This window comes from Prosthecobacter sp. (assembly GCF_044222565.1).
Classification (GTDB): domain Bacteria; phylum Verrucomicrobiota; class Verrucomicrobiia; order Verrucomicrobiales; family Verrucomicrobiaceae; genus Prosthecobacter.
This window is the reverse complement of record NZ_JBGANA010000006.1, coordinates 173,781-191,327: the sequence shown is the minus strand read 5'-3', so window position 1 is coordinate 191,327 and position 17,547 is coordinate 173,781. Positions and strand designations below refer to the sequence as shown.

General features: G+C 60.7%; 16 protein-coding genes. 11 read left to right on the top strand and 5 right to left on the bottom strand.

Annotation, left to right across the window (positions count from 1 at the left end):
• Positions 1 to 104: 104 nt before the first annotated feature.
• Genes ACILSR_RS10890 through ACILSR_RS10880 form a run of 3 tightly spaced genes read left to right on the top strand, consistent with a single transcriptional unit; the run spans position 105 to position 3,068 of the window.
• Positions 105 to 1,286, top strand: a complete 1,182-nt coding sequence (locus tag ACILSR_RS10890) for a Gfo/Idh/MocA family protein (protein ID WP_395749794.1) — start codon at positions 105 to 107, stop codon at positions 1,284 to 1,286.
• On the top strand, positions 1,283 to 2,482 hold the full coding sequence (locus tag ACILSR_RS10885) for an N-acetylglucosamine-6-phosphate deacetylase (RefSeq protein WP_395749793.1): 1,200 nt from the start codon (positions 1,283 to 1,285) through the stop codon (positions 2,480 to 2,482). Before ACILSR_RS10890 ends, ACILSR_RS10885 begins: the two co-directional genes overlap by 4 nt.
• On the top strand, positions 2,475 to 3,068 hold the full coding sequence (locus ACILSR_RS10880) for a DUF1287 domain-containing protein (protein ID WP_395749792.1): 594 nt from the start codon (positions 2,475 to 2,477) through the stop codon (positions 3,066 to 3,068). The genes ACILSR_RS10885 and ACILSR_RS10880 overlap by 8 nt, the downstream gene beginning before the upstream one ends.
• On the opposite strand, the gene recJ is transcribed toward ACILSR_RS10880, so the two are convergent.
• Positions 3,056 to 4,786 (bottom strand): single-stranded-DNA-specific exonuclease RecJ, encoded by a 1,731-nt coding sequence (recJ, locus tag ACILSR_RS10875; RefSeq protein WP_395749791.1) that lies wholly within the window; start codon positions 4,784 to 4,786, stop codon positions 3,056 to 3,058. The genes ACILSR_RS10880 and recJ overlap by 13 nt on opposite strands.
• A gap of 75 nt (positions 4,787 to 4,861) precedes the next feature.
• Between recJ and ACILSR_RS10870 the strand changes: the two genes are divergently transcribed.
• Entirely contained in the window at positions 4,862 to 5,389 is a 528-nt protein-coding gene (locus ACILSR_RS10870; protein WP_395749790.1) for a DUF3592 domain-containing protein, read from the top strand.
• Here the strand turns inward: ACILSR_RS10870 and ACILSR_RS10865 are convergent.
• A complete protein-coding gene (locus tag ACILSR_RS10865; protein ID WP_395749789.1) occupies positions 5,375 to 6,301 on the bottom strand; it encodes a LysR family transcriptional regulator in 927 nt (308 codons plus the stop codon). The two genes, ACILSR_RS10870 and ACILSR_RS10865, sit on opposite strands and share 15 nt — an antisense overlap.
• A gap of 70 nt (positions 6,302 to 6,371) precedes the next feature.
• Here ACILSR_RS10865 and ACILSR_RS10860 point away from each other — a divergent pair, with 70 nt between their 5' ends.
• Positions 6,372 to 7,877, top strand: a complete 1,506-nt coding sequence (locus ACILSR_RS10860) for an MFS transporter (protein ID WP_395749788.1) — start codon at positions 6,372 to 6,374, stop codon at positions 7,875 to 7,877.
• Here ACILSR_RS10860 and ACILSR_RS10855 read toward each other — a convergent pair.
• The gene (locus tag ACILSR_RS10855) at positions 7,860 to 9,299 is read right to left on the bottom strand and encodes an arylsulfatase (protein WP_395749787.1); all 1,440 of its coding nucleotides are present in this window, start codon (positions 9,297 to 9,299) and stop codon (positions 7,860 to 7,862) included. The two genes, ACILSR_RS10860 and ACILSR_RS10855, sit on opposite strands and share 18 nt — an antisense overlap.
• Positions 9,300 to 9,366: 67 nt before the next feature.
• On the opposite strand from ACILSR_RS10855, the gene ACILSR_RS10850 reads away from it, so the two are divergent.
• The 6 genes from ACILSR_RS10850 (at position 9,367) to ACILSR_RS10825 (ending at position 13,565) form a co-directional block, all read left to right on the top strand.
• The gene (locus ACILSR_RS10850) at positions 9,367 to 9,954 is read left to right on the top strand and encodes a flavodoxin family protein (RefSeq protein ID WP_395749786.1); all 588 of its coding nucleotides are present in this window, start codon (positions 9,367 to 9,369) and stop codon (positions 9,952 to 9,954) included.
• Complete coding sequence (locus ACILSR_RS10845) at positions 9,951 to 10,751, top strand: carbon-nitrogen hydrolase family protein (protein ID WP_395749785.1); 801 nt, start codon at positions 9,951 to 9,953, stop codon at positions 10,749 to 10,751. Before ACILSR_RS10850 ends, ACILSR_RS10845 begins: the two co-directional genes overlap by 4 nt.
• Positions 10,752 to 10,852: 101 nt before the next feature.
• Positions 10,853 to 11,566, top strand: coding sequence for an AAA family ATPase (locus tag ACILSR_RS10840; protein WP_395749784.1), 714 nt, complete (start codon positions 10,853 to 10,855; stop codon positions 11,564 to 11,566).
• Positions 11,567 to 11,598: 32 nt separating this feature from the next.
• On the top strand, positions 11,599 to 11,970 hold the full coding sequence (locus tag ACILSR_RS10835; RefSeq protein ID WP_395749783.1) for a DUF2809 domain-containing protein: 372 nt from the start codon (positions 11,599 to 11,601) through the stop codon (positions 11,968 to 11,970).
• A gap of 116 nt (positions 11,971 to 12,086) precedes the next feature.
• Positions 12,087 to 12,530: a MauE/DoxX family redox-associated membrane protein gene (locus tag ACILSR_RS10830; RefSeq protein ID WP_395749782.1), complete on the top strand. Its 444-nt coding sequence runs from the start codon at positions 12,087 to 12,089 to the stop codon at positions 12,528 to 12,530.
• Between the two features lie 78 nt (positions 12,531 to 12,608).
• Positions 12,609 to 13,565, top strand: a complete 957-nt coding sequence (locus ACILSR_RS10825; protein ID WP_395749781.1) for a hypothetical protein — start codon at positions 12,609 to 12,611, stop codon at positions 13,563 to 13,565.
• Between the two features lie 5 nt (positions 13,566 to 13,570).
• Here ACILSR_RS10825 and clpB read toward each other — a convergent pair whose 3' ends face one another.
• Together clpB and ACILSR_RS10815 are read right to left on the bottom strand one after the other, a co-directional pair.
• On the bottom strand, positions 13,571 to 16,156 hold the full coding sequence (gene clpB / locus ACILSR_RS10820; protein WP_395749780.1) for an ATP-dependent chaperone ClpB: 2,586 nt from the start codon (positions 16,154 to 16,156) through the stop codon (positions 13,571 to 13,573).
• A gap of 187 nt (positions 16,157 to 16,343) precedes the next feature.
• The gene (locus ACILSR_RS10815; RefSeq protein ID WP_395749779.1) at positions 16,344 to 17,534 is read right to left on the bottom strand and encodes an AI-2E family transporter; all 1,191 of its coding nucleotides are present in this window, start codon (positions 17,532 to 17,534) and stop codon (positions 16,344 to 16,346) included.
• Positions 17,535 to 17,547 lie beyond the last annotated feature (13 nt).

The window sequence follows — 17,547 nt, the reverse complement described above, 5'->3', positions numbered from 1 at the left end:
GGTGAGGTCAAACACGCAAAGTGTACGCCCTCAATGCCCGCTGAACAGGCGCAAAATCCATCTGCGTGCGTGTTTGGCGCCGGTGGTGACGTTCTTGTCCCCGCATGAACCGCCGCCAACTACTCGCCTCCCTTCCTGCTGCTTTCACCGCCGCCGGCTTTGCCGCCGGGGCCGACTCCAAACTCCGCGTGGCCGTGATCGGCCACACCGGACGCGGAAACTATGGCCATGGGCTCGACACGATGTGGCTGAAAATCCCGGCCGTGGAGATCGTGGCCGTGGCCGATGCAGATGAGAAGGGGCTGGCGGCTGAACTGAAGAAACTGAAGGTGGAAAAAGGCTATGCTGACTACCACGCGATGCTGAAGGAGGTGAAACCGGACATTGTGGCCATCGGTCCGCGCCACCTGGATCAGCACCGCGACATGCTGCTGGCGGCGATCCAGGCCGGTGCCAAGGGAATCTACATCGAAAAACCTTTCTGCCGTAGCGTGGCCGAAGCGGACGAAGTGATCGCCGCGGCGGAAAAGGCGGGCACGAAGATCGCAGTCGCGCACCGCAACCGCTACCACCCGGTGCTGCCGGTGATCGCGAAGCTGATCAAAGAAGACGCGATCGGCCGCGTGCTGGAAATGCGTGGCCGGGGCAAGGAAGACCCGCGCGGAGGCTCGCTGGATCTGTGGGTGCTGGGCACGCACCTCTTCAATCTGGCCACCTATTTCGGCGGAGCGCCGCAGGCTTGCACAGCCACGGTGCTGCAGGATGGCAGGCCGGTGACCAAGGCGGATGTGAAGGAGGGGGATGAAGGCATCGGCGCTCTCGCGGGGAACGAAGTGCATGCGCGGTTTGAACTGGCCGGCGGCGTGCCCGTTTTTTTTGACTCCATTCAGAATGCGGGAACGAAGGAGGCGGGGTTTGGCCTCCAGATCATTGGCACCAAAGGCATCATCGATTTCCGCATCGACAAGGAGCCGGTGGCACACATCTGCGCCGGGAGTCCGTTCAATCCCGCGCTCAAGGAGCCGCGGCAGTGGCTGCCCATCACCACAGCGGGGATCAACCAGCCCGAACCCATCCCCAATCTCGGTGCACAGCTGGCCAGCCACGAAACCGCCGGGCTCGATCTGATCGCCGCCATCAAAGAAAACCGCGCACCCCTGATCGACGCGGTGCAGGGACGGGAGACGATCGAGATGGTGAGCGCGGTATTTGAGTCCCACCGGCTGAACGGCCAGCGGGTGGAATTCCCGCTGAAGACGCGAGTCAATCCGTTCACGCTGCTATGAAAACCGCGCCGCTGATCTTACAAAACGGAACGCTGGTGCTGCCGGACCGGCTGATCGAAGGCGGTGCGGTGCTGTGTGAAGGCGGGAAAATCAGGGCCGTGGGAAAACGTGTCGCGGTGCCGAAGAATGCGGCGGTGGTGGATGCGAAGGGCGGGTACATCAGCCCCGGATTCATCGACATCCACGTGCATGGCGGCGCCGGCGCGGACTTCATGGACGGCACGGTGGCTGCAGTGCGCACGGCGCTGAAGGCGCATGCGCGGCATGGCACGACCTCGATCTTTCCCACCACCACGACGGGTGCGCCGGAGCAGATCATGGCCATGCTCGCGGCCTGTGGCGAGGCGAAACGCACCTGGCAGCCGGCGCATGGCGCGCGCGTCGCGGGAGTGCATCTGTATGGGCCGTATTTTGCTGAGGACAAGGTGGGGTGCCACTCGCGCGAAGGACGGCGCGCTCCGGTGCAGGAGGAATACGCACAATGGTTCAAGGATGATCTGGTGCGCATAGCCACCTGCGCGGCCGAGCTGCCAGGCGCGGAGGATTTCTACCGCATGGCGCGCAAGAAGCGCTGCCTGATCACCTGCGGACATTCGAACTCCAGCTGGGAGGAAATGGCGCGTGCCTTCAAAAACGGCATGCGCCACGTGGATCACTTTTGGTGTGCCATGAGTTCGGTGGCCTCACTGCGCACGCGCTTTGGTACGCCCATGCAGGCGAGCATGGAGCAGTTCGTCCTGGCGAATGCGGAGATGAGCACCGAGGTCATTGCGGATGGCATGCATCTAGCGCCGGAACTGCTGGACTTCGCCTTTCGCATGAAAGGGCCGCGGAGGCTTTGCCTGGTGACGGACTGCAACCGCGCGCTGGACATGCCGCCGGGCAGGTATCGCTTTGGTACCGAAGAGGATGGCGCGTGGTTTGAGAGTGACGGGAAGGTGGGCTTTGTTCCCGGGCAGGGGCTGGCGAGCTCTGTAGTGGGGCTGGACCACATGGTGCGCCACATGAAGAAGAGCACCTCCGCCACGCTGCCGGAGGCCGTGCGCATGGCCAGCCTCACACCCGCGGAGCGAACTGGTGTGGCAAAGAGCTGCGGCAGCCTGGAAAAAGGGAAGCGAGCGGATGTGCTGGTGCTGAATCGCCGGCTTGAAGTTCAGCGCACCTTCATCTCAGGTGTCGAAGTGCCGCATGACTGACCTGACCCGCCGCAGCTTTCTCTTTTCCGCCTGCGCCGCCGCGTGCCACGCGCAGCAGAGCGCCGCCCCCTTTGCGGAGCGGCTGGTGCAGGCGGCGCTGGAACGCGTGAAACACACGGTGCGCTATGATCCTGCCTACGTGGTGCTGGATTATCCCAATGGGGACGTTCCCGCGGACACCGGTGTGTGCACAGACGAAGTCATCCGCAGCTACCGGGCGCTGGGCATCGACCTGCAAAAGCTGGTGCATGAAGACATGAAGCGGGCGTTTGCCGTCTACCCGAAAATCTGGGGGCTGCGCAGCACGGACAAAAATATCGACCATCGCCGCGTGCCGAATTTGCAGGCTTTTTTCAAGCGGCGCGGCGCCGCTCTGCCGGTGACGCAGAAGGCGGAGGACTACCTGCCAGGAGACGTCATCACCTGCACGGTTCCCCAGAACCTGCCGCATATCGCCATCGTGGTGCCCGCACCGGATGGGAGTGCCACGCCGTGGATCGTGCACAACATCGGACGGGGGCCGAAGCACGAGAACCGCCTGTTCGAGTTTCCGCTCACCGGCCACTACCGCTATCACCCGCGCTGAACGGCGGCGGAGGTGCGCACAGCCTCGAGCGTGAGCTGCCACTGCTCCGTGCCACGGAACCAGCCGCGCTGAATGCGCATGGCCACATCCCACGGGGCGGGGGGAAGATTGCCGATGGGCGCATTGAACCAGCGTGCCTCCATGGAGGCGCCATCCTGGGTGAGGATGATGCGCAGATGCTTCTCCTTCATCGTGCGGCCGGGCAGCTTGGGCTTCACATTGCGGCAGAGGAAGAGCGGCTCGGAGTTTTTCTGGCCGAAGGGTTCCAGCAGCTTGTAGCTGTCGAAGAAGCTCAGGGAAAGATCGCGCAGCTTGACCTCCGCATCGAGCTCGAGGACGGCGGTCATGGCCTCCTTGCTCAGGGCCTCGCGTGCCGCCACCTGAAAGGCGGTGCGGAAGGTGTCGATCTTGTCCTCATGCACGGAGATGCCCGCGGCCATGGCGTGGCCGCCGCCGCCGAGAAGGTGGGCGCGGCAGATGTCGATGGCCTCCACCAAAGAGAAACCTGGAATGCTGCGACCGCTGCCTTTGCCGATGCCATTTTCATCGATGGAAACGAGAATGGTAGGACGGTGGCACAAGCGCGAGATGCGGGAGGCGACGATGCCGATGACGCCCGGGTGCCATTTGCGCGAGGCCAGAACAATGGCGGAGACTTTTTCCATGTCGCCAAGGGCATGGAGCATGGCCTCGGCTTCCAGATGCACCTGCTGCTCCACATTCTGGCGGTCTTTGTTGTGGGCTTCGAGCAGTTCGGCCAGGGCCTCCCCTTCGTCCGAATCTGTCGCGAGCAAAAGCTGCAGCGCTGTGGCGGCGGTGTCGAGCCGACCGGCGGCATTGAGGCGAGGTCCAAGGCGGAAACCCACGTGATGGGTCTGCACGAGGCCTTCAACGCCCGCGATCTGCTTCAGGGCCTTCAGGCCATGGCGTCTGGTCTGCGCCAGCGCCTCCAGCCCGCGGCGCACCAGCAGGCGGTTTTCATCGATCAGCGGCACCAGATCTGCCACGGTGCCGAGCGCCACGAGATCAAGAGTCTCCTTCAGATCGTAGCTGCTGAGCATGCGCGTCTTCAGCAGCGCGTGGGAGACTTTGAAGACCAGGCCCGCGGTGCAGAAGTAGTGGTAGTCCTTCCCCAGCTTTGGATTCACCAGCGCCAGGCATTCGGGGCGGCCAAGCGGGGAGAGCTCGTGGTGGTCGATGATGACGCAGTCCACACCGTCGGCGCGCAGCTTGGCCACTTCTTTTAATGAGGTGGTGCCGCAGTCCAGCGCGATGAAGAGGTCCGGCTTGCCAAACTGCTCGTAGCATTTGGCGATGCCATCCATGCTCAGTCCGTAGCCTTCCTCCATGCGGGTGGGCAGGAAGAGATGGGTGGAGAGTCCATAGGCTTTCAGAATGAGATGCATCAGCGCCATGGAAGTGACGCCGTCCACATCGTAGTCGCCGTAGAGCACGACGCTTTGCTTTTCATCGACCGCGCGCAGAATGCGCTCCACTGCGGGTTTCATCTCCGGGAGCACGGTGGGATCTCCCAGAGTCGCGAGCTTTGGTACGAGGAAATCACGTGCAAGCTCCACGGTGCCAAGGCCGCGCTGCACCAGCAGCTGTGCCATGAGAGGGGACAGCCCCATGTCTGCCGCCAGCTCGGCAGCGCCCTCCACCGCAGGCTTCAGAAGCCAGCGTGGCGGACGAATGGAAACGGGGACGGGTTCAGACATGTGGATATTTGCGAGATGGACGCATCTCTGTATGGAACACGCGTGGAGTGTAGTCAAAGCCTGCTTCCCGAACGCATGTCGCAGAATCAAATTGCATCTCAATCAGGACGCTGGTGGCTGGGCACGATGGGAGTGTTCCTCATCGTGGCCGGATCATTTTTTGCGTGGCGCATGTGGCTGTCTTACAAAGAAGCGCAGATCACCCGGCAATGGCTGGAGATTCCATGCCGCATTTTGTCCTCCGCTGTGGTGAGCGAGCGTCCGACACCGCATTCAGATCCTGCTCACCGGGTGGCGGTGCGCTATGAATATGAAGTCAACGGGGTCAAGCACAGCAGCATGCGCGTCCGCAAAGTGGAGGCTGCGCCGACGCTGCATCTGGAAGATGCACGGCAGAAACAGCAAAAGTATCCACCGGGTTCGGAGCAGGTTTGTTTTGTGAATCCGGCGGCTCCGGATGAGGCGGTGCTGGAGCATGCCTCCCGGGCGGCGCTGTACTCCATCTGGTTTCCTCTGCTGTTTGTGCTGGGCGGGTGTGGAATGCTGCTGGGGGCGTTCAGGCAGGAAAAAAAGCCGGTGCAGAGCACTTCATGCAGCGCTTGAAGATCGAGAGGGGCGGGCCAGTTCCCGCGCACATGCCTCCCGGACGCAGTCCCGCAGCCAGCTATGCGCTGGATCTGCATCCAGCCGCGGGTGCCAGAGCAGTGAGACAACAAACGGAGGCGCGGGAAACGGCAGCTTGAAGCTGTGCATGCCTTCGCGCAATACTCCCGTGTGGAGCGCCGGCACGGTGGCAATGAGATCCGTGGCACGGGCCAGGGACAGCGCGGTGGCAAAGCCTCCGACGACCGCCGAAACCTGCCGCTGCAAACCGAACGGCTCCATGGCCTCCTCCACGAGGCCTTTTTCGAAGCCTTTGCGCGAGACTGAGACGTGCCGCCCTTCCGTGTAGAGAGAGCGAGTGATCTTCACCTTGCCCAGGGGATGGCCTTTTCTCACGACTCCTACAAAGCGATCCGCGAAAAGCGCCAGTGTCCGCACCTCAGGCCCGAGTGATTCGTCAACGACACCGGTTTCCAGATCCACCGTGCCTTCGCGCAGAGGGCGGCTGTCCTTGTCTGCCTTCGACATGAAGCACACCCTGGTGCGCGGGGCTTCTTTTTCCATGCGGGAAAGGAGGGCGGCGCCGAAATTTTCGACGAAGCCTTCGCTGGTGCGAATAAAGAAGGTGCGGCTGAGCTGGGAAAGATTGATCTGCCTCGCGGGACGCAGCACGGCTTCAGCCTCCCGCACCACCTGGCAGACTCGTGCGCGCAGTTGCTCCGCCCGCGGGGTGAGAACCAGGCCGCGCCCGGCCCGGACCAGCAGCGGATCTCCGGTGGTCTCGCGCAGTCGTGCCAGCGCCCTGCTCATGGCCGAAGTGCTGAGCCGAAGCCTCCGTGCGGCGCTTGCCACGCTGCCTTCTTCCAGCAGCACATCCAGTGTTGGAAGCAGGTTCAAATCCGCCGTGGGCATGTCGCAATCCTAGCGCATTGGGGCATGGCGTCAAACGCAACCATAAAGTGCAAACGGTGCGTCTTCCGCCATGTTTCAAACCGGCTTTGCTGCCGGCATGTGGAAAACAAATCTTCAATCTGCCAATGCTGCAGCCGTCAGCGTCCCGGCTTCGAAACAATCTCAGCGGGGAGGTCTTGCCGGTCTTTCGCTGGCCATGCTGCTGTCGTCCCTGGGCACCAGCAGCGCCAGCGTCGCACTGCCAGTGCTGACGCGTGAGTTCAGCACCCCCGCAAACCACGCTCAGTGGGTCGTTTTGGCTTATCTTCTTGCCGCCACTGCCCTCAGCGTGAGCGCCGGGCGTTTGGGAGACGTTTTTGGGGGCCGGAGGCTGCTCATGATGGGATTGGCGCTTTTCACCGCAGCGTCCGTTTTGGGAGGCATCTCTGCATCGCTGGGCATGCTTGTGGGGGCCCGGGTGCTGCAGGGAGCGGGAGCGGCCATGATGATGTCTCTTTCGGCCGCGCTGGTGGGAGAAAACTTTCCCAAAGAGAAAACCGGCAGGGCCATGGGCGTGATCGGCACCATGTCTGCAGTGGGGACGGCGCTCGGGCCTTCTCTGGGCGGCATGCTCATAGCGGCGGCCGGTTGGAGGGCAATATTTTTCGTGAACGCTCCGCTGGGTCTGCTGGCCTTTGGCCTCATTGGCTTTCATCTTTCATCAGATCATGCGCAGCCTCGTGCACAGTGGAGTCGCTCCGCCATGGACTTCGCTGGCAACTTCTGGCTGGCTTTGACGCTCGCCGCATATGCGCTGGCTATGACCACGGGGCGCGGACAGTTTGGCATGGGTCATTTTGTTCTGCTGCTGGCTGCGGCAGCGGGCGTGGTGCTTTTTCTGCGGACAGAAGCGGCTGCGCACTCGCCTCTGGTGCCGCCTGCGCTGTTTCGCAGTTTGCCCGGGCTGCCAGGAGCACTGACCGCCGGCGCATTGGTGGCCACGGTGATGATGGCCACGCTGGTAGTGGGACCGTTCTACCTTTCGATCTCGCTGGGACTGAAGGCGGCTGCCGTGGGGGTGGTGATGACCTTTGGTCCGGGAGTGGCCGCACTTGCAGGAGTACCGGCGGGGCGGCTGGTGGATCGCTTCGGCGCTCGGTGGACCGTCGTGACCGGGCTGAAGGGCATGACTGCGGGTTGCATGCTCCTGGCCATCCTGCCGGGGAGTGCCGGCATTGCCGGGTATGTCGCCTCCATCGTGCTGATCACTGCCTCGTACGCACTTTTTCAAACGGCGAACGTGACTGCCGTCCTGAAGAATGTGCCAGCGGAACGGCGTGGTCTTGTTTCTGGCATGCTCAATCTCGCGCGCAATTTTGGCCTGATCACCGGGGCGTCCGTGATGGGAAGCGTGTTCACGTGGGCGGCTGCGGCGGCAGGCGCACCTGCCACGGCGGGACCTGATGCCATCGCGCAGGGCTTGAAGGCGACGTTTGCGGTGGCCTCACTGCTGGCCATCATCGCTCTCGTGGTGATGTCTCAACAGCGGCACACGGAAATCGGAGACAAGCCAGGCGAATCACGGCGCACGCCATGAGGATTGCATGAGCTTTTCCAGCTCAGCCACGATCTGGGGATTTTCTGCGGCGAGGTTTTTTTCCTCGCCGATGTCAGCCTCCAGGTTGTAGAGGAGTTTTTCGAGCGGCTTGGGCTTGCCTTTGGCTTTGGCGCCCTTGGCTATGGCGCCGGTATTGATGTGAATCAGTTTCCACGGCCATTTGAGCACGGCGAGTTTGCCGCCCTGCTCGTCAAAGGCCCAGTAGAGATGGGAGTGCTGCTGCTGGCCCGGCTTGCCGAGGAGGGTGGGGGCAAAGGAGAGGCCGTCGAGCTTGGGGTCGCTGCTTAGTTTTGTGATGCTGACATCCGCCAGGGTGGGGAGAACGTCCTGGAATCCGCAGACGTGTTCGCTCACGCTGCCTGCTTTCACCTTTCCGGGCCACCAGGCGATGAAGGGCTCGCGGATGCCGCCGTCGGTCATGTCGCGCTTGATGCCTTTGAAATCGCCATTGCTGTTGAAGAAATCACTTTGGTGGCCGCCTTCCTGATGGGGTCCGTTGTCGCTGGAAAACATCACCAGGGTGTTTTCTGCGAGGCCGAGTTCCTTGAGGCGGCTCAAGATCTTGCCCACGTCGTTGTCGAGGAAGCGCATGAACTGGGCGAAGCCTTTCTCCGCATCCGGCCAGTCCTTGTCTTTGTATTCGCCGTAGTCGGGAGATTCCATGCCGTGGCCGAGCGGGGAAGACTTGCCGGCCTCGTTGTTGGCGTGGGGGATGTTGAAGGCGTAATAGAGGAAGAAGGGCTCTTTTTCCCTGGCGCGTTCGCCGAGAAAACGTTGCACATCGTCAGAGAGAAGCTGGGGCACCCAGGCTTTGCGGCCGTCCAAGGGAGCGACGCCGGTGCCCACGAGATCGCTGTCGGAGTAGTCCTGCGCATCTTTGAATGAGCCGGGAATGACCGTGTTGGGCAGGTCCACGATCTTGCCGTCTCGAATGAGGGCCTTGGTGTAGAAATTGTGCGCGTGGCTGGTGCCGACGTAGCCGAAGAATTCATCGAAGCCTTTGCGCTTCGGGTCATCCAGCGGCAGCGGCTTGCCCAGGCCGTATTTGCCGATGCAGGCGGTGTGATAGCCGGAGGATTTCAGCAGCTTGGGCAGCGTGAGGTCTTCATCGGGAATGTGGCCTGCGCCATTGCCGCGTACGCGGCAGTGGCCGGTGTGCAGCCCGGTCATGAGCACGCAGCGCGATGGCGCGCACACGGTGCAGCCGGCGTACATGCGTGTGAACTTCATGCCCTCGGCGGCCATCTTGTCGAGATTGGGTGTGGTGAGTGTCTTCTGCCCGAAGCATCCGGCATCGCCATAGCCCATGTCATCCGCCAGGATGAAGATGATGTTTGGCTTTTCCGCAGCATGCGCGAAGGCGCCGAGCAGGAGCAGGGTGAGGATGAAAAGTGACTTCATGAGTGGCATCAAAACGCCGGAACTCGCGGGTTGCTTCAGGAAAAGAGGCTCTTTAGCGTGCCGCACCATGAACCAGATCCTCGTCCTCTATGATTCCCGCAGCGGCAATGTCGCGAAGATGGCCGCGCTCGTCGAGGAAGGTGCAAGGCAGGTGCCCGAGACGGAGGTGCGGTTGAGGCATGTCAATGAAGCCACTGCGGATGACGTGGTGTGGTGCGACGGCCTCGCCGTGGGCAGCCCGACGAACATGGGCATCCTCTCCTGGAAGATGAAGCGTTTCTGGGACGAAACGATGGCCGACAAATGGCTGGAGGTGGATGGCAAAATCGCCTGCGCCTTCAGCAGCGCCGGTGGCTGGGGCGGCGGCATGGAAATGGCCTGCCAGTCCATTCTCACGGTGCTCATGAACTTCGGCTTCCTCGTCTTTGGCGTCACCGATTACTCAGGCAAGAAGATGACACTGCACTACGGCGCAGTGGCTTCCAAAGCACCGCGCGAGGAGGAGACGCAGGAGGCCTGTCGCATTCTAGGCCGTCGTCTCGCCGAATGGACGGCGCTCTATGTGCACGGGCGCAAGGATCAGAACCCGCTGACGAAGAAGGTGAAGCGGTTGTGCCCGAGTGATTTTGTGGAAACCAAACCCGATACGCCATGACCCGCCTCAAGCTCGCCCTCGCGCAAATGCCGGTGATCGGCGGACAGCGTGATGAAAACCTGCGCTGCGCAGCGCAGCAAATCGCCGATGCCGCGCAGGCTGGTGCCGAGATCATTCTGCTGCCGGAGGCGCTGGATTGCGGCTGGTGTCATTCATCGGCCATCAACGATGCTGGCACCATTCCGCATGGCGCTGCCTGTATGCGCCTGCGTGAGGCGGCCCAAACACACGGCATTTACGTCTGCGCCGGATTGATCGAGCGCTCGGGTGACCGGCTCTTCAACAGCGCTGTCCTTATTTCGCCCGAGGGCGAGGTGCTCTTGCATCATCGCAAGATCAACGAACTCGCCATGGCGCATCATCTCTATGATTGTGGCGACCATCTCGCCGTCGCGCACACACCGCTTGGCACCCTCGGGCTCATGATTTGTGCCGATGGTTTTGCGCCTGGGCAGGCCATAAGCCGTTCACTCGGACTCATGGGAGCGCAGATTATCCTTTCCCCCTGCGCATGGGCCGTGCCACCTAATCACGACAATGCCCGGGAGCCGTACGGCGGCCTGTGGCTCGACAACTACGGTGCCGTGGCAAAAGGTTTCGGCCTCTGGATTGCCGGGGCGAGCAACGTCGGTGTCATCACGGAGGGAGAATGGTCGGGGCATCCCTGCATCGGGTGCTCCCTCGTCATGAATCCCACCGGCGAAGCAGCTTTGCGCGGCCCTTATGGAGTGGGAGCCTCGGCCCTCCTCTTCGTCGATGTTGAATTGAACCCGAGACCGAGGATGTCCACGTGTTGAAACCCTCCAGAATGTAAATGTTGCGAAGGCCAGTATTCACTGACGAAGTAGGCACGGTGGTTGTGCCTTGGCGATTTTGTGGAAAATAAACCCCAACAGTCATGAAACCCACACTCTGCATTCTCGGGGGCTGCAATGGGACAGGGAAGACCACCCTCGCCCGCGAACTCCTGCCACGTCTTGGCCTCATGCGTTTTCTCAATGCCGATGAAATCGCGCGCGGCCTTTCTCCGCTTGATCCAAGCCTCACGGCCTTCAAGGCGGGGAGGCTGCTCATTGAGGAAGCGCGAGCCTTGATCTCGGCCAAGTCGAGTTTTGCGATTGAATCGACGCTGAGCGGCAAAACGTATGTGGCCATGATCCGTGAGGCGCAGGCGCAGGGCTACCGCTTTCTACTGCACTACATTCTCGTTGGGTCCGCTGATCAAGCGGTTGGGCGCGTGGGACTAAGGGTGAAGATCGGCGGCCATTATGTGCCGGAGGGGGATGTGCGCCGACGGTTTGAGCGGAGCCGAAAGCATTTTATAGAGGATTATGTGCCGCTTGCCGATGAGTGGGTGCTGTGGGACAATGAATCACCTCCGCATCGGCAGATTGCGGACAGCAGCACTCATAACCTAGAACAACTCCAGTCCATGCTTGCCTCCGCCAAAGTTCAGGAAGTTCCGCCGATGGAAATGTCGGAGATGGTGCGCATTGGCCTCGAAGCGAGCCGCGTGGCCACCGAGAAGATGCTCGACTATTACAAGCGGATGGGCATCAAGGTCACACCGCAGATGACGCTGGCGCCGGAGGAAGATGAAAAGGTCGAGTAGAAGCTGTGCATCGTAACCGCCTTTTCCAAACGATGGCTCTCGTGCTGGTTCTTGGCGCGGGTCTTCTATGGAGGTCTCGCTATCTTCCTCTAGCACCTTTTTTATCCAAATACGGAGGCGATGCACTTTGGGCGCTGGCCGTATTTCTCGGAGCGGGGCTGTGCTCACCGCGGGCTTCCACTTGGCGGGTAGCAGTCATAGCCCTTGCTTTTGCGTGGGGGATTGAGTTTTCGCAACTGTACCATGCTACCCGGCTCGACCAAATCCGCAGCACCCTGCCAGGGCGGCTCGTTCTGGGTTCCACCTTCAATGCTCCGGATCTGCTGGCCTACGTGCTAGGAATAGTCTTGGGCGCCAGCGGGGAATATCTTTGGCTCCGCCGGCGGCGGAAGTCAGGTGTCTGAAGAAAGGCTAAAAACAGAGCGCATCAGACAAGACCACTCATCCAGGGAGAACCGTATCATACCGCATGAGCGCGATAGACGCAGTTCACTCAACGCAGCAAGGAAGAGAGTCCCACATGGACGAATACCTGCCTCTGGCGGTCAGCGTTCTGTTATCCCTGCTGGCAGCGAGTGCCAGGGAGGTGGAGTTGCCCGGAGACACCTGGCAATGGATGGTCTGGATGCACGACTTCATGGGTGTCTTTTTGATCATGTTTGCCATGTTCAAGTTCTTTGACCTCTCGGAATTCGTGCGCCGGTTCCGAAGGTATGATCTACTGGCGAAACGGATGAGGGCTTATGCCTATGCCTATCCCTTCATCGAGCTGTCGTTGGGATTTGCCTACCTTGCGCATTGGCATCCGGGGAGTGTTTATGCAGCCACCATTGGCGTGATGCTCTTCGGAGCCGCAGGGGTGGCAAGGACGCTGATCAAGCATGCGCCACTTTCGAGCGTGGCGCTGCTGGAGAATTTGGGAATCGCGGCGATGGCGGCGGCCATGTTGATCAACGGTTTGTAGAAGCACACACCCTTGCAAAGAGGGGTAGATTTTGATTGTCACGGGTGACCGCTGAACTCATTCTTGCGGCCAAACCAGATGATCGACTTCCACCGATTGCTAGACTTTTACGTTCGCGGAAAACATCGGCTCGAATCACTCACGGCTCTCGCGCTGGGAAGCAAGGTGGCAGAGGCGGCCGAGCTTTATGGAGAGCCTCTGAAGTCGGAGCCTTCGGAGGATTCGCCGGAGATTGTTCAGCATACGTTTGCAGCAGGAGACTACCACGCGATCACCGCCAGTGAGTGGAAAGGCGTGATTCAGTCCATCACTTATTGGTCCACGAAGTCTGATCCCGTGCGGGATCTTCAGTTCATGCTGAACGCCTATCGCGGTGGCAGTGACTGGGAAGTCCTGGAAGAAGGCTACTGGTATCAGCGGCAGGACGGCGTGGTCAGGCTTTGGTGCAGCGCCATGCCGGCCATAGGGGTGGCATACACGGAATTTTTGCGCGCCAAGGGAGACCTCAAAACGGCGCACGAACTTTCCAAGCTGGATCTGCTGCCCGACTTCACGTGGGCTTCGAACAATGTCGTCTTCGAGCTCCAGCGCATGCACGTGGAGGACGGCAGCAGCGCGTTGGCAGGCTTTGCCGCACGTTCGGAATCGATCGCGGCTTCTCCTGATGGACGGACGGTTTTAATTGTCAGAAATCATCACGCATTCGACGAGGGGGAGGGGTTCAGAGAGCTGAACGCACCTCCAGAACAGGGAAATGGCTATGCATCCCAGGTGATCAATTGCTTCTGCTGGAGTGAGGACGGCTCGTCATGGTCCAAGGTCACCCTGCCCAGGGATGCCAGGGTGAAGCGACTGTGTTTTGCGGGGGAGCTTTGTCAGCTGGAGATCCAGCAAGCCGACGGCCCCCAAAGCTTGCGCTTTGAGGGGACACCCCGCGACATCTTACGCTTGGGTGCCTGCACCTCGATGTGTCATCCCCTCACGGACGAAGGTCTCTGGAAGGTGCTCAGGGAGGCAGAGTGCAGAAAGGACTGATGAGTTCACTTCTTCACAAACTCCACCTTACCCTTCTTCATCTCCGCAGTGATGTGATCTCCCTCCTTGAAGCTGCCCTCAAGAACCGCCAGTGACAGCGGATCAAGCAGATGCTTCTGGATGGCCCGCTTGAGCGGCCTAGCTCCGAATACAGGATCAAAACCTGCATCTGCGAGATAGCGGGTGGTATCGTCGGTGACGGTGAGGTGGATGTTCTGCTTCGCGAGGCGGTCGATAACGCGTTGAAGCTGGATCTTGACGATCTTATCAAGCTGGGCGGCATCGAGGCGGTCGAAGGTGACGATCTCATCAATGCGGTTGAGAAACTCGGGGCGGAAGAACTGCTTCAAACTGTCGCGCACCAGGGCATCGCGCTGCTCAGGATTGGTGACGTCCTGGATGGCGCTGCTGCCGATGTTGCTGGTCATGATGAGGACCGTGTTTTTGAAGTCAACCGTGCGGCCCTGGCCGTCGGTGATGCGTCCGTCATCAAGGACCTGGAGCAGCACATTGAAGACATCCGGATGGGCTTTTTCGACTTCATCAAACAGCACGACGCTGTAAGGGCGGCGGCGGACGGTCTCGCTGAGCTGGCCGCCTTCTTCATAGCCGACGTAGCCGGGAGGCGCGCCGATGAGGCGGCTGACGCTGTGCTTCTCCATGTACTCGCTCATGTCGATGCGGGTCATGGCGCTTTCATCGTCGAAGAGGAATTCCGCGAGTGCTTTGCAGAGCTCCGTTTTGCCCACACCAGTAGGTCCGAGGAAGAGGAAGCTGCCGATGGGGCGGTTCTCATCCTGAATTCCTGCACGCGCACGGCGCACGGCATTGCTGACGGCGCTGATGGCATCCTTCTGGCCGATGACGCGCTGGCTGAGGCGCTCCTCCATTTTCACGAGCTTGGAGCGCTCGCCTTCTTGAAGTCGTGAGACGGGAATGCCGGTCCAGTTCGCGACGACGCGGGCGATGTCGTCCTCCGTCACCTCTTCACGCAGCAGTGAATGCGCGGCGCGTGGCTGCGAGGCCTCCACCGGCGCGGCGCTGAGTTTCTTTTCGAGGTCGGGGATAAGACCATACTGAATCTCTCCCGCACGACCGAAATCGCCACGACGCTGGGCCTGCTCGAGCTCGGTGCGGAGACGGTCGATTTCTTCCTTCACCTTGCGACCAGCATCGACGGTTTCCTTCTCCTTCAACCACTGGGCTTTCAGAGCGGCGGAGCTTTCCTTCAGATCGGCGATTTCCTTGTCGAGTTTTTCAAGGCGGGATTTGGAAGCAGCATCCTTTTCTTTTTTCAGAGCTTGGCGTTCCATCTCGCCCTGCATGATCTGGCGTTCGATGACGTCGATCTCCGTGGGCATGGAATCGAGCTCGATCTTGATGCGGCTGGCGGCTTCATCCACAAGGTCGATGGCCTTGTCCGGCAGGAAGCGGTCGGTGATGTAGCGATTGCTCAGGGTGGCGGCGGCAATGATGGCACCGTCTTGAATGCGCACGCCATGGTGCACTTCATAGCGTTCCTTCAAACCGCGCAGAATGGCAATGGTGTCCTCCACGCTTGGCTCACCGACTTTCACGGGCTGGAAGCGGCGCTCCAGCGCGGGATCTTTTTCGATGTATTTGCGGTACTCATCCAGGGTGGTCGCGCCGATGCAGCGGAGTTCTCCACGGGCGAGCTGGGGCTTGAGCAGATTGCCCGCATCCATCGCGCCTTCGCCTTTGCCGGCGCCGACGATGGTGTGAAGCTCATCGATGAAGAGAATAATCTCACCTTCACTGGAGGTGACTTCTTTGAGGAAGGCCTTGAGGCGTTCTTCAAACTCACCACGAAATTTCGCACCGGCCATCATGCCACCGAGGTCCATGCTGATGAGGCGTTTGCCTTTGAGGGAATCCGGCACGTCGCCCGCAACGATGCGTCGAGCGAGCCCTTCCGCGATGGCGGTCTTGCCCACGCCGGGTTCGCCGATGAGCACAGGATTGTTTTTCGTGCGGCGGCTCAGCACCTGCATGACGCGGCGGATTTCTTCATCACGGCCGATGACAGGATCGATCTTGCCCTGCTTGGCGCGGGCAGTCAGATCAGTGCCGTATTTTTCCAGCGTCTGGTATTTGCCTTCGGGGTCCTGGTCCACCACGCGCTGGCTGCCACGAACGGCGGTCAGTGCCTTGGAGACGGTGTCATAGGTGAGGCCGGCCTGCTTCAGGAGATCGGAGAGTTCGGTCTTCGTTTTGAAGAGAGCGAGGATGACGTGCTCGACGCTGAGGTATTCGTCCTTGAGCTTTTTCTGCTCGTCCTCGGCCTTGGTCATCAGCTCACGCATATCATTGGAAAGATGCAGGCCGCTGGTGCCGCCGCTGACCTTGGGCTGGCGGGAGAGGAGGGCTTCGATGTTGGACTTGAGGCCCTGCGCCGCCGCCGGATTGACCGCAGCTTTTTCAAACAGCGGCGTGGCGATGCCTCCTTCCTGCTCGAGCAGGGCGAGAACGAGGTGGGAAGGCTTCAATTCCTGATGTCCATGGCGGGTGGCGATGGACTGAGAGGCATTGAAGGCTTCCTGCAGCTTAACAGTGAATTTTTCGGGAGACATGGTTGTGGGAGAAGGGTTGGTTTCTCTTTTCTCTGTGCTTGAAGCATGCCACAGCCAGGGCAGGGCCTGCTACGCCAGATTTGCCTAGTGTAAGGCCTCTTCTAATACGTTTGGCGTGCACGAATTGAGTGCATCGCTGTCACAGCGAAATGGCCGAAGTGGCACAGGTGTGCTCTGTGCCAAGGCCCTACTTCTCCCGCCCTGGAATCTCTGTGCTGGCCCCGCTGCCAATAGTCTCGTCATCGTTCAATTGCAGGTCATAGCCCGCCATCTCCACCTCGCCGTGGCGCACCTTCTTTTTCGCCATCGCGACGGAGATCCACTGGAACTCCGCGTTGTTGTCCAGCAGGACCTTGAGCACCATGGTCAAAGGCACGGCCAGGAACATGCCCAGCGGGCCCCACAGCCAGCCCCAGAAAATGACGGAAAGAATGACCACCAGCGGGGAAATGCCAAAGCGGTTGCCCAGCATGGTGGGCTGCACAAAATTATCGAGGAAGAAATTGATGCCGCCGTAGCCTATGGCGACAAAGACGGCGGTGGCAGGCCCGTGCTGCACCAGCGCCTCCACAATGGCGGGCACCGAGGCCGCCGTGCTACCCACGGCCGGGATGTAATTGAAAAGGAATGCCAGCAGCGCCCACAGCAGCGGGTAGTGCAGATCAAAGAACCAGCACCAAAATCCCGCCAGCAGTCCCGTCAGCGCACTGATGAGAGTTTTGACGCCGAGGTACTTTTGGATGTCATCCGCGCTGCGCAGCAGGCCGTTTAAATCAGGACCGCCGGAAAGCTGCACTGCCTGCAGTCGGCTCTGCGTCCCGTGCGCTTCCATGAGGATGAACATCATCACAATGATGACCATGATGAGGCTGGCAAGGAAGGTGGCCAGAGTGCCGAAGGTGCTGATCCCCAGCGAGCCGAGATTGCTCATGACATCCTGCTGGGTGGCCCAGCCGATGAGGTTGTTCCAGTCAAACAGCCCGCTCACGGTCGTTTTGGCATCTGGCACACCGTTTGCCTCCAGCCAGGTGGCGGCTTCATTGGAGTAGCGCTCCAGGCCGCGCAGGTAGTGGGGGAGGTCCCGCCAGAAGCTGATCAGCAGCCGCACACCGACGGTCACCAGACCCGCCAGCACGCTCAGATTGACCGCCATGGTGATGCCCAGCGCCAGACCTGCCGGCACCTTGCGGCGTCTCAGCCAGCGCACCATCGGGTAGCTCAGCACCGCGAGGAAAAAGGCGTACACAATAGGCACCAGCACATTCGCGGCGATCTTCATGCCCGTGAGCACCACAAACAGACACGCGAGCGTCACCACCGCCTGCGAGCCTTTGCGCCCCCAATCCACGGTCTGGTCCTGATCCTGAAACAATGACATGACCTGCAATGCC